This window comes from Lentzea sp. NPDC059081, assembly GCF_042738015.1.
Taxonomy (GTDB): Bacteria; Actinomycetota; Actinomycetes; order Mycobacteriales; family Pseudonocardiaceae; genus Lentzea.
Genome location: NZ_JBHYGW010000022.1, coordinates 61,113 through 72,615 on the forward strand (window position 1 = coordinate 61,113; position 11,503 = coordinate 72,615).

Genomic DNA, 11,503 nt, shown 5'->3' on the forward strand with positions numbered 1-11,503 from the left:
TTCACAAGAGGTCACGTAAACGGCACGTAAATGGTTCAGGTTTCCGCGTCGTCATTACCAGTTGAGTCACCGAACACTTTTCACGTTCAGTCCGTGTGAACGGGCGGACCTGCGTACTTCTGCCGGTGCTTCTGCGTGGTCCTTTCGTGCTGGAAGGGATTTCCTGGAACGCATGGTCACCCCGCTCCGCCCCGGTCTCGTCGGCACCGTCGTGCGGCAGGCGGGCAGCCTGCTCGTCGGGCGCGAGCGGGAGATCGACGTCCTGACCGACGCGCTGAGCACCGCGCGGTCGTGCGTCGTGCACGGCGCGACGGGCATGGGTAAGAGCGCACTGCTGTCCGTCGCGTCGTCGATCGCCGTCCGCAGCGGATTGCGACCGGTGCGGGGCGTGCGTGCGTTGGCAGGGGTGGATCGCCACGCAGTGCTCGTGGCGGACGACGTCGAACGGCTCTCCGCCGAGGAGGTCGAACGGCTGGCGCGGTTCCGGGGAACGGTGCTGGCCGCCGGTGACGTCGACCCCGATGAACTGGGGCTGGTCGACGCCGTGCGGGTGCCGTTGCGGCCGGTCGACGACGTAGTCGTGGCGGAGATCGTCCGGCGCCGGGCCGACGTCTCGCCGGATCTGGTCTCACTGTTCGTGGAGTTCACGGGCGGGGCGCCGGGCCTGGTGTGCGACGTGCTGGACACCGTTCCGGACATTCCGGATTTGCCTGCCGTGCTTTCCGGGTTGCGGCTGCCGCGGTTGTTGCGAGCCGTGCGGCGGCATTGGGAGACGTTGGACGCCGACGCGGTGGCTGTCGCACGGGCGTTGGCGGTGTTGGGCAGCTCGGAACCGGATGTGCTGGGCGAGGTTTCCGGCCTGGAGCTGTTCCGCGCGCGATCGGCGTTCGAACGACTCGTGGACGCACGGCTGGCCTGGGACGAGCCGATGCGGATGCGGACACCGGCCTTGCGCCACGCGATCCGGCACGAGACCGCACCTGAGCTCCGTGACCGCCTGCACCGCACGGCCGCCGACGTGCTGCAACGGCGTTGCCGCTCTGCTTCGTCCGTCGCCGAGCACGTCCTGGAGTGCGCGGAACCGGTGGGCACGCGGTGGGCCGCACCGGTACTGCACGACGCGGCACGAACGCACAGGGCCGCCGGACGGCCGGAGACCGCCGCGCGGTGCCTGCGTGCCGCGCTCCGCGAGCCGTGGAGCGGGGACGTCGCGGCGCGGGTGGCGATGGCGCTGGCGGACCTCCACCTGCGGTGCGGCATCCCGCCGCGCGCCGACGAGCTGGCGCGGCTGCGGGCGTTCGTCGACGGCGAGGCGGCGGAGTGGCTCGACGCGGTGGCCCTCGACTGGCGGTGCGGCGAGCTCGACCCGCGAGGGCGGGCCCGGCTCGTCGGTGCGGAGCAGGACTGGCTGACGGCGCTGGAGATGTGGGCGTTCCGGGATCGCGGCGAGCACGCCGAAGTCGCACGACTCATGCGCGAGCTTGACACGTCGCCCGACCGTGGCTGTGTGGCGCTGGGAACGGGTGCGTTCGTCGCTTCCTGTGTGGACGCCGGAAAGCCCGCTGACGCGCGGGAAGTGTTGGTGCGACTCGGTTACATGGGCGCGTTGCCGACGTCGTGGGCGCACGCCCTGCTGTCGCACCACCGCTCGCGCATGCATCTCGCCCTGGGTGCGCCGAGAGCAGCGGTGTGGGACGAGCTGACGCCGCACGAGTCGCGCATCGTGCGGCTGGTGCTGGAAGGCGAGACGAACCGGGAGATCGCGGCGCGGTTCGGGGTCACGCGCCGCGCGGTCGAGCTGCACCTGACCCGCGTCTACCGCAAGGCCGGGATCAGCAGGAGGGTGCAGTTGCCGCTGGTCTTCGGTTCCTAGAGCAGACCGGAGCGCAGGGCCCACGCCACGGCGTGCACGCGGTTTCGCAGCCCGAACCGGTCCAGCAGCTGGTGCAGCACGTACTTCACGGTGCGTTCCGAGCAGAACAGCCGTGCGGCCACCTCCGCGACCGTCGCGCCGTCCGCCAGCAGCCGCAACAGGTCCAGGTCGCGGTCGGTGAGCACGGGCGCCCTGTCCCGCACCGGCTGTGCGCCGACGAGAAGCTCGACCAGGCGTTCGGCGTTGACGTCAGCACGCCGCACCGGGACCGGGAGGCCGGCCTGCGCCGCGATCGACGGCGTGAGGTCGTGCACCCGTGCCGCGATCACCACGATCCTCGGCGAGCCGCCGGCCCGCAGCCGTGCGGCCTGCTGCGCGCAGAGCTCGTTGACCAGCGCGAGGAGGACGTGCGCGTCGGCGCGGTCCGGCACCACCCGCACCCGCGGCGAGGACGTCAGCAGGTGGGTCACCCCGGCCGCGCTGATCAGGTCGCGCGACTCCACCGCCACGCGCACCGGGACGATCCCGTCGTCCGCCAGGGCACTGCTCATGCCCCCGATCGTGGCGGATGTCCGCCGAGGTCCACTTCGGAAAGCCGAACCCACCCGATCAGGACCTGCCGGTCGTCGACGGACGTGCGGAACTCGCCGGTGGGCCAGTGCTCGACCCGCAGCTCGTCGCCGGGGAGCACCGGTGCGGTGAACCGGGCGTGCAGCTCGGTGAAGTCCTTGTCGCGCAAGGTGATCCCGAGCGTGCACAGGCCGTGCAGGATCGGTCTCGGGAACCCGGCCCGCCGCGCGAACTCCGGGTCGTGGTGCATCGGGTTCACGTCACCGGTCTCGCGGTAGAGCAACGCCTGGTCCTCGCTGGTCCGGAAGAAGCCGACCTCCGGGTCGGTGTCCGGGACCCCGAACTTCCGCGTCTCGCCGCGTTCCCCACCGAAACCGCCGTCGCCCTTGACGAAGCACGACGAGCGCGTGGTCGCGTGCTCGGACTCCCAGCGGCTCACGACCAGGGCGCCGGAACCCTTGTCGTAGATGTGCTCGACGGTCTTGGTGACGAGCGCGGAGCCGTCGGCAGGAAGCGGTTTGTGCAGCCAGAGCGACTGTTCGGCGTGCAGGACCTGCGTCATGTCGGCGCCGGTCAGCCCGAGCTGCGGGCCGCCGTGCTGCAGCAACGGGATGGCGAACGCGGGGGAGAGGCCGCCGACCGCCTCCGCGTACACCTCGGCGTCGCCAGCCGACCAGGTGCGGACCTGCCGGTCGACGACGCCGAGGATGCCGTGGTCGAGCACTTATCCGAGGGTGCCGCGCACGTTGGCGTGGCCCTTGAGCAGGTTGCGGGCGATCGTGCGGCGCTGGATCTCGTCGGTGCCCTCGTAGATGCGCAGCAGCCGCAGCTCGCGGTACCAGCGCTCGATCGGCAGCTCGCGGGTGTAGCCCATGCCGCCGTGGATCTGCAGGACGCGGTCGACGATCTCGTTGGCCTTGATGCCGCCGTAGAGCTTCGCGATCGACTGCGCCTGCCGCGAGTCCGCCTTCTGGTCGACGAGCCACGCGGCGTGCAGCACGAGCCAGCGCAGCGCCTCGATCTCGACCGCGGAGTCGGCGATCATCCACTGGATGGCCTGGTACTCGGCGATGGGCTGGCCGAACGTGACGCGGTTCTTGGCCTGCTCGATCGACATCTCGACCAGCCGCTCGACGCTGCCGAGCGCGCGGGCGGGCAGCAGGTAGCGGCCCTGGCCGATCCACTGCATCGCGAGGTTGAAGCCCTTGCCCTCCTCGCCGAGGATGTTCTCGTGCGGCACGCGCACGTTGTCGAACACCAGCGCCGCCGGACCCCACTGGCCCATGGTCGGGATGGGCTCGGACTTCCAGCCCATGTCGCGGTCGACGAGGAAGCACGTGACGCCGCCGTCGGCGCCCTTCTCCTTGTCCGTCACGGCGAACACCATCACGAAGTCGGCCTCGTTGCCCTGCGTGATGAACGTCTTCTCGCCGTTGATGACCCACTCGTCGCCGTCGCGGACGGCGGTCGTGCGGATGGCCTTGGCGTCACTGCCGGCGCCGGGCTCGGTGATCGCGAAGCACGACACCCGTTCGCCGGAGATCGTCGGCAGCAGGTAGCGCTGCTTCTGCTCCTCGTTGCCGTGGAACAGGATGTTGTCCGCGTACCCGCCGAACCGGAACGGCACGAAGCTGCGCCCGAGCTCGGCCTCGATCAGCGCGGTCATCATGCCGCCGAGCCCCATGCCGCCGTACTCCTGCGGCGTCAGCACACCGAAGAACCCGGCCTGCTTCGCCTTGTCCTGCAACGCCTTGAGCTCCTCCTTCGGCAGACCGGGCTGGCCGGCGCGTTCGCGGCGCAGCACCTCGGGCTCCAGCGGGATGATCTCCTTGCGCACGAAGGTCCGCACCCAGTCGCGGATCTCCTTCTGCTCCTCGTCGAGCGTGAAGTCCATTGCTTTCCTCTCAGATGAACGCGTTCACGCCCGTGAGCGCGCGGCCGATGAGCAGTTTCTGGATCTGGCTGGTGCCCTCGTAGAGGGTGGTGACGCGGGTGTCCCGGAGGTACTTGCCCACCGGGTACTCGTCGATGTAGCCGTAGCCGCCGAAGACCTGGATGGCGTTGTTGGCGACCCGGACCGCGGCCTCGCTGGCGTAGAGCTTGGCCATGGACGCCTCGGTGCTCATCGGCTGACCGCGATCCGCGAGGTCGGCGACGCGCCAGGTGAGCAGGCGGGCGGCGTCCGTCTCGACCGCCATATCCGCGAGGAGCTCCTGGACGAGCTGGAAGCCCGCGATGGGCTTGCCGAACTGCTCGCGCTCCCCGGCGTACTTCAACGCGGCTTCCAGGGCGCCCCGCGCGGCACCGACGCAGCCCGCCGCGACGGACATCCGGCCCTTGTCTAGGGCGCCCATCGCGAGCTTGAAGCCCTCGTCGCTGAGCAGGGCGTCGTCCGGCACCTCGACGTCGTCGAGCGTGATCTCGGCCGTCGCCTGGCCGCGCATGCCGAGCTTGCCCTTGATCTCGGTGGCGGTGAAGCCCGCGGTGTCCGTGGGGACGAGGAACGCGCTGATGCCCTTCGGCCCCGGTCCGCCGGTACGGGCGAACACGAGCGCGACGTCGGCCCACGTGCCGTTGGTGATGAACACCTTGCGGCCGGTGATGCGGTAGCCGCTGTCCGTCTTGGTGGCTTTGGTGACCAGGCTGCCGGCGTCGCTGCCGGTGCCGGGTTCCGTGAGCGCGAAGCAGCCGACCTGCCGGCCGCTGGTGAGACCGGGCAGCCAGCGCTGCTTCTGCTCCTCGGTGCCGTGCTTCGCGATCGACTTCGCGACCAGCCCGAGCGAGACCGAGATGATGCCCCGCACGGCGCTGTCCCCTCGTGCGACCTCTTCGAGCACCAGGCAGTAGGCCAGGTTGTCGCCACCCGACCCGCCGTAGCGCTCGTCGATGCCGAGACCGAGGAACCCGACCTCGCCGAGCGCCGGCACGAGGTCGCGGTCGATGGCCTCCTCGCGGTCCCAGCGCACGGCGTGCGGGACGATGCGTTCGTCGGTGAACCGCCGTGCCAGCTCCCTGAGCTGCCGGTGTTCGTCCGAAAGCGTCAGATCCACGACCCCTCCCGATTAACCGAACAGTGTTAGGTTAACCCACATGCCCCGGCCGAGCACCCCTCTGCTGAGCGCCGACCGCATCAGGTCGGCGGCCCTGGCCATCATCGACCGCGACGGCCTGGACGGTCTGTCCATGCGCAAGCTCGCCGCCGAGCTGGGTGTGCAGGCCGCGTCGCTGTACGGGCACGTCCGCACCAAGGACCAGCTGCTGAACGACATCGCGTCGACGATCCTGGCGTCGGTCGACGTCTCGGGCTTCGCCGTGGACTGGCGCGAGGGCCTGCTCCGATGCGCGCGCTCGTACCGTGAGGCGCTCTCCTCGCACCCGAACATCGTGCCGTTCCTGGCCTACGGACCGGCGGGCCGCGACGAGTCCCTGCGCCGCCTCGACATCCTGCACGGCGCCCTGGTCGACGCGGGCTGGTCGCGCCGCGAGGCCACGATGATCGCCGCCGGCCTCATATACGTCGTGTTCGGCTCCGCGCTGAGCTCGTTCTCCAGCGGCTTCTCCGCCGACCCCGCCGACTACTCCGAGCGCTACCCGCACCTCGACCGCGCCCACCTGCTCCCCGGCGTGGCCCGCGAGCTGGACCGGGACAGCTTCGAGCTGGCGCTCGCGGCGTTCGTGCGCGGGCTCTAGTGTCGTCGCGTGGCTGCTGCGAAGTCGAAGGCGATCGAGCTCGAGGTCGGTGACCAGCTGGTGCGGGTGTCCAACCCGGACAAGCCGTACTTCCCCGCGCGGGGCATCACCAAGGGGCAGGTGGTCGAGTACTACCGCACCGTGGCGCCCGTGCTCCTGACGGTGCTGCGCGACCGCCCGGTGGTGCTCAAGCGGTTCGTCGACGGCGTCGAGGGAGAGGCGTTCTACCAGAAGCGCGTGCCCAAGGGCGCGCCCGACTACGTCGAGACGGTGCAGGTGAAGTTCCCGTCTGGCCGGCCAGCCGACGAGATCTGCCCGACCTCCGAAGCGGTGGTCGTGTGGGCCGCGAACCTCGGCACGTTCGACTTCCACCCGTGGCCGGTGCGGCGCCCCGACGTCGACCACCCCGACGAGCTGCGCATCGACCTCGACCCGCAACCGGGCACGGACTTCTCCGACGCCGCCCGCGTCGCCGCCGTCCTGCGCGAGGTGCTGGACGACGCCGGCCTGGTCGGCTACCCGAAGACGTCCGGCGGCCGCGGCATCCACGTGGCCGTGCGCATCCGGCCGGAGTGGGACTTCATCGACGTCCGGCACGCCGTGATCGCCCTCGCCCGCGAGGTGGAGAAGCGGGCGCCGTCGCTGGCGACTTCGGCGTGGTGGAAGGAAGAACGCGGCGAACGCGTGTTCATCGACTTCAACCAGGCCGCGCGCGACCGCACGATCGCGTCCGCCTGGTCCGTGCGCGGCACCTCCCGTGCCACCGTCTCCACTCCGGTGACCTGGGACGAGCTGTCCACTGTGGACCCCGATGACTTCGACGTGCTGACGGTGCCGAAGTACCTGGAGGAGCGCGGGGATCCGCACGCCTCGCTCGACTCGGAGGCGTTCGGGATCGAGAAGCTGCTGGAGTGGTACGCGGCTGACCCGCGCGGCGAGATGCCGTACCCGCCGGACTACCCGAAGATGCCGGGCGAGCCGTTGCGGGTGCAGCCGTCGCGGGCCCGCAAGCAGGAGTAACGGCGGCCGGAGAGGTGCCGATCTTCCGGGCATGGTCGCAATCTCGTCTGTCGCGGCGGACATCGCCGTCGCGGCGGTGGTAGACGTCCGCGAGTCCGAGGAGCCGATTCCCGCCCGCACGCGTAGCCGCACCATCGCCTACCTGGGCGGACGTGACTGCCGCACCCTGATCGAGCTGTGCTGCAACCGCCATCACACCGGCCAGGCGGGTGACGACACGGAGGCGGAGAAGGCCGAGCTCCTGGCCGCGTTCGTGCACGAGGTCGTCGGCGCCGTCGGAGTGGACGACCAGGCCACGCGCGAGTTCGCGCGCGATCTCTGGGGGAAGATCGACTATCTGGCGCGGGAGTCGGGGCGCAGGATCGACGCCAGCGACAAAATCCGCATCGCGGTGAAGGGGCCCGAACGGCCGATCGCGGAACGGCTCGCGCTGGCGCTCGACTCGGTCAGGTCAGGGGAGTCGTCCGATGCCGGTACCGTGATCCGCGCGGCGATGGGGCGTGCGTACGACCGGATGGTGATGCCGCACTCCAAGGAGGACTTCCGCTTCCCGGTAGAGAAGATCTACGTGCCGCGCACGCTGCGCCGCAAAGACCCGCGGGACCCGTCGAAACCGCGGGTCGCCGAAGGCGAGCTGACCGCGCGGAAGTTCGTCGTCGTCGGCAATCCCGGGGCGGGCAAGAGCACGTTCATCCGGCGGATGATCCACCGCACGGCTACCACCGCCGGCAGCCGGGTCGTGCCGCTGCTCGTCCAGCTCAAGCACCACCAGAAGCTGAAGGACGACTTCGTCTCGATCCTGACCGCCGACCTGCGTCCGCTGGTGCAGAGGGAGGTGCCGCGGCAGCACCTCACCGACGTGCTGGACCGCGGTGACGGGCTCGTGGTCTTCGACGGGCTGGACGAGGTCGGCGGGCTCGCTGCGCGCCGGGCCGTGGTGCTCGCGATCGAGGCGTTCGCCGCCCGCTTCCCCCTGACGCGCATCGTGGTCACCTGCCGGGAGGAGAGCTACCCGGTTGCGATGCTCGACTCCGAGGCCTTCCCGGTGCACTGGCTGCCGGACTTCGACGACGAGCAGGTCGGGCACTACGTGCGCACCTGGTTCTCGCTGATGCGTCCGCACAGCACTGTCGAGGGTGCGCACAGCTCGGCGTTCCTCACCGACAGCGAGCACGTGCGGGACCTGCGGTCGAACCCGTTGATGCTCTCGTTGCTCTGCATGCTCTACCAGAGCGAGGGCTACATCCCGGAGAACAGCGCGGACGTCTACCGGGAGTGCGCCGAGCTGATGCTCGTCCGGTGGGACTCGGTGAGCCAGGTCCCGTCGTTGATCCGCTCGTCGGTGAAGCTCGCGAAGTTCCTCGTGCAGGAGCTGGCCCAGCACTTCTTCTTCCAGCTGGGCGGCCAGGGCTCGGCGGGGGAGCGTGAGCTGGAACGCCTGGTCGTCGCCCACCTCGAGGAACGTGAGGACGAGGACACGCTGACCTACCACCAGCAGGCGCGCGCCTTCCTCAACTACTGCGCGGCACGGGCGTGGGTGCTGACGCAGATCAGCACGTCCAGCAGCGGCGAACGGCGGTTCGGCTTCACCCACCGGACGTTCATGGAGTACTACACGGCTTGTCATGTCCTGCGCACGCAGCCGACCGCGATCGGGCTCGTGGGCGTCCTGCGGCCGATGATCATCTCCGGCAAGAGCTTCGTCGTGCCGCAGGTGGCGTTGCAGATGTACGACGTCAACCGCGCCGACGGCGGTGACGAGTGCGTGGCCCTGCTGCTCAAGTCGGCGCGCACGACGCCCAACGAGCGGGCCGAGCTCGCCATCATCACGTTCTGCGTCTCGTTCCTCGAACACAACAGCGTCCGCCGCGCGACGGTCGTGGAGCTGCTGGAGCACGCCTTCGCGCTGCTGGGACGCACCGGTGACGAGTACCTCAGGAACGGCCTCATCGCCCTGCGCGGCAGGAGGAGGCACCGCGCCGCGACCATCGCCAGGAAGGTGGTCGAGCGGACCGCCGGTACCCGTGACCTGGACACCGATCTTCGGCTCGGCGCGGGACTGGTCGTGCGCGAACCCGCTGTCGCGTACGAGGTGGCGCTCGGCGAGGCGCGCCACGGGCTCGTGGCACCGGAGATCTTCCTGCGACGGCACCGTGCACGGACGTTCGTGTACGCATTGCTGCCCGGTGACGGGACCGAGTACGTGCCCGGCCCGCTCGTGAAGGCGATCCGGGACCTCACCCCGGCGTCGGTGGCGCACCGGCACAGGTACTTCGACGCGGTGTCGAAAGCGCTCGCTCCTGCGCTTCCCGACGTGCTGCCGCTCCCGGTGTCGGTACTGGCGAAGATCGTCCGGTGGTTCACCGGAGTTGACCGCGAGCTGGTGCTCAAACCGCTCGCCGCGGACCATCCGGCACTCTCCGGCCTGGTCGCCGTCCTTGCCGCCGCCATGTGCGAGGCCGGCCTGCGCTGGGACCTGCCGCAGGAGCTGATGGACGACTCCCGCGTGCCGATGGTCCACGGGCCGGCGGAACGGCGTGCGCTCGGTGAGCGGTTGTGGTTGTACACCAGGGAGAACAACTCGCTGGCCGCCCTGCACGGATGTCTGCGCCGGTGGGCGAACAGCCAGATGTCGTTCGTCGATCCCGCGCGCTGAACCCGGCGCCGCCCGGGTCCGCTGCGCAAAGTGGCATGCGTTGGGCGGCAACGGAAGCGCGCCGAGGTGGGCGTTTCGTGACGAAGAGCGGCCGGTGGTGCCGGAAGACGGTGGTTCGGCGAGTGAGCCAACCGGCTGTATCAGTGACGAATCCTATGAGCGACCTCGTAGAATGAGGTGAACGCGAGAGGAGGTCGTGATGTCCCAGCCTTATGTCGTGCGGTACGTCGGCGGTCCCCTCGACGGCCGGGTCGACTCGTTGCCGTCCACGCCGGAGGATCCGAAGCAGACCGTGACGTATGTCCACCTGCACGGTGGGCCGAAGATCGTGCACATCTACGAGCTGTCGTACGCGGTCGAGTACGGCTGCGAGTACCGGTTGCGGGGCGAAGAGGCCTGAGTCAGCGGGTCTGGTCGGTCTGGAGGGTCGTCCTGACGGCCAGCGTGCCGAGGTTGATCTGCCAGGCCTGGCGCCAGCAGTCCTCGTCGGTGGTGCAGTCCGCGTAGGCTTCGCGCGCCTGGAAGACCTTGACGATGCCGGCCAGTGTCCTGCTGTAGCGGCGGGAGTCCTCGCGTGCCCGGAGCTCAGCGCCGAGAGCGGACACGACGTCGGCCTGGTTGGCGAGCCGGTCCGCGCACGCCGGTGTGCGTGCGGTCGTGGGGCCGCACGGGTGTGGTGTTTGCGTTGCTGCGTCGAGCTTCTTGTCCCACTCGCCGGTGAGCGGGGCGGGTGCGCTGGGGGTCGTGGGCGCGGGAGGTGGTTCGGGTGTGCAGGCCAAAGTCGTGAAGGCTGTGAGTGCGATCAGCGTTCGGCGCATGGTGCCTCCTGTCGTACCACGGCCAGGAGGTTCGTGATGATCTTGAAGCCGACCCTGTGCTCAGAAATGTCGGGGGAGTAGGGCATGCTGGGGCACAGGTGTTCGAACGGTGGGGAGGCAGCGCGATGGCGAAGAAGAGCGGGTTGTCGGCGGAGGACGTCGACAGCCTGCGCTCGCAGCTGGACGGAGGCACCCAGCCGCTGGTGTGGTTCACGGCGGCCGCGGTGGGCATGGAGGAGGGGAGGTCGGCGAAGCTGCTGGCGGTCACCGATCCTCCCGAGGGCGACTTCATCCAGGTCCGGCCCACGGGCTCGAAGGACGAGATGTCCTTCTCCCCGGCCGAGCTGACGCTGGAGAAGCCGCCGCCGCGCAAGAAGCCGGCGACCCCTCCTCCGGCGCCGCCGGAGCCGCCGCGGGAGACTGAGATCATCCATCCCTACGTCCCGGAGGCGCCGGTGAAGCCAGCGGCCCCCAAGCCGAAACCCGCCGCTCCCGCGGAGCAGGCGCCCGCCGCGAAGCCCGCCCGCAAGCCGGCGGCGAAGAACGCGACCCCCGAGGTCACCGTCACGCTGGTCTCGGTGGGCGAGGGCGAGTGGGTCGTCGAGGTCATGCAGGGCACCCGCAAGACGGTCCGCCCGACCCCGGTCCCGCCGGCCGCCGTGGCCCAGGCCGCGAAGCTGCTCACGCCCGAGGTCGCGGAGATCGTCGAGGGCGTCCTGAACGCGGCGCGTGCCCAGCAGCTGGCCCGGGTGGAGCAGTTGCGCGCCGAGTTGGAGGCAGCGCAGAAGGCCCTGGAGGACCTGGGCGCGTAGCTCTGTCACGGGCCGCGACCCGAGCGGTGGCAGTCGCCACGCGTTCGGGTGAGAGGGGTTCCCA

General features: G+C 70.1%; 11 protein-coding genes. 6 read left to right on the forward strand and 5 right to left on the reverse strand.

Annotation, left to right across the window (positions count from 1 at the left end; genetic code table 11):
• Positions 1-172: 172 nt before the first annotated feature.
• Entirely contained in the window at positions 173-1,873 is a 1,701-nt protein-coding gene (locus tag ACFWV3_RS34620) for a LuxR C-terminal-related transcriptional regulator (RefSeq protein ID WP_382417657.1), read from the forward strand.
• Here ACFWV3_RS34620 and ACFWV3_RS34625 read toward each other — a convergent pair.
• Genes ACFWV3_RS34625 through ACFWV3_RS34640 form a run of 4 tightly spaced genes read right to left on the reverse strand, consistent with a single transcriptional unit; the run spans position 1,870 to position 5,493 of the window.
• Positions 1,870-2,424 (reverse strand): LuxR C-terminal-related transcriptional regulator, encoded by a 555-nt coding sequence (locus ACFWV3_RS34625; protein WP_382417659.1) that lies wholly within the window; start codon positions 2,422-2,424, stop codon positions 1,870-1,872. The genes ACFWV3_RS34620 and ACFWV3_RS34625 overlap by 4 nt on opposite strands.
• Complete coding sequence (locus ACFWV3_RS34630; protein ID WP_382417660.1) at positions 2,421-3,167, reverse strand: MaoC/PaaZ C-terminal domain-containing protein; 747 nt, start codon at positions 3,165-3,167, stop codon at positions 2,421-2,423. Before ACFWV3_RS34630 ends, ACFWV3_RS34625 begins: the two co-directional genes overlap by 4 nt.
• A complete protein-coding gene (locus ACFWV3_RS34635; protein ID WP_382417662.1) occupies positions 3,168-4,337 on the reverse strand; it encodes an acyl-CoA dehydrogenase family protein in 1,170 nt (389 codons plus the stop codon). It lies immediately after the preceding gene.
• Between the two features lie 10 nt (positions 4,338-4,347).
• The gene (locus ACFWV3_RS34640) at positions 4,348-5,493 is read right to left on the reverse strand and encodes an acyl-CoA dehydrogenase family protein (RefSeq protein WP_382417663.1); all 1,146 of its coding nucleotides are present in this window, start codon (positions 5,491-5,493) and stop codon (positions 4,348-4,350) included.
• A gap of 40 nt (positions 5,494-5,533) precedes the next feature.
• Here ACFWV3_RS34640 and ACFWV3_RS34645 point away from each other — a divergent pair, with 40 nt between their 5' ends.
• From ACFWV3_RS34645 to ACFWV3_RS34660, 4 genes are all read left to right on the forward strand, one after another.
• The gene (locus tag ACFWV3_RS34645) at positions 5,534-6,133 is read left to right on the forward strand and encodes a TetR family transcriptional regulator (protein ID WP_382417665.1); all 600 of its coding nucleotides are present in this window, start codon (positions 5,534-5,536) and stop codon (positions 6,131-6,133) included.
• A 9-nt stretch (positions 6,134-6,142) separates the two neighbouring features.
• Entirely contained in the window at positions 6,143-7,153 is a 1,011-nt protein-coding gene (ligD, locus tag ACFWV3_RS34650; protein WP_382417666.1) for a non-homologous end-joining DNA ligase, read from the forward strand.
• Between the two features lie 31 nt (positions 7,154-7,184).
• Positions 7,185-9,809 (forward strand): NACHT domain-containing protein, encoded by a 2,625-nt coding sequence (locus tag ACFWV3_RS34655; RefSeq protein ID WP_382417668.1) that lies wholly within the window; start codon positions 7,185-7,187, stop codon positions 9,807-9,809.
• Between the two features lie 199 nt (positions 9,810-10,008).
• Entirely contained in the window at positions 10,009-10,209 is a 201-nt protein-coding gene (locus ACFWV3_RS34660) for a hypothetical protein (protein ID WP_382417670.1), read from the forward strand.
• Between the two features lies 1 nt (position 10,210).
• Here the strand turns inward: ACFWV3_RS34660 and ACFWV3_RS34665 are convergent, their stop codons facing one another.
• A complete protein-coding gene (locus tag ACFWV3_RS34665; protein WP_382417672.1) occupies positions 10,211-10,627 on the reverse strand; it encodes a hypothetical protein in 417 nt (138 codons plus the stop codon).
• A 125-nt stretch (positions 10,628-10,752) separates the two neighbouring features.
• On the opposite strand from ACFWV3_RS34665, the gene ACFWV3_RS34670 reads away from it, so the two are divergent.
• The gene (locus ACFWV3_RS34670) at positions 10,753-11,439 is read left to right on the forward strand and encodes a DUF6319 family protein (RefSeq protein ID WP_382417674.1); all 687 of its coding nucleotides are present in this window, start codon (positions 10,753-10,755) and stop codon (positions 11,437-11,439) included.
• Positions 11,440-11,503: the final 64 nt, after the last annotated feature.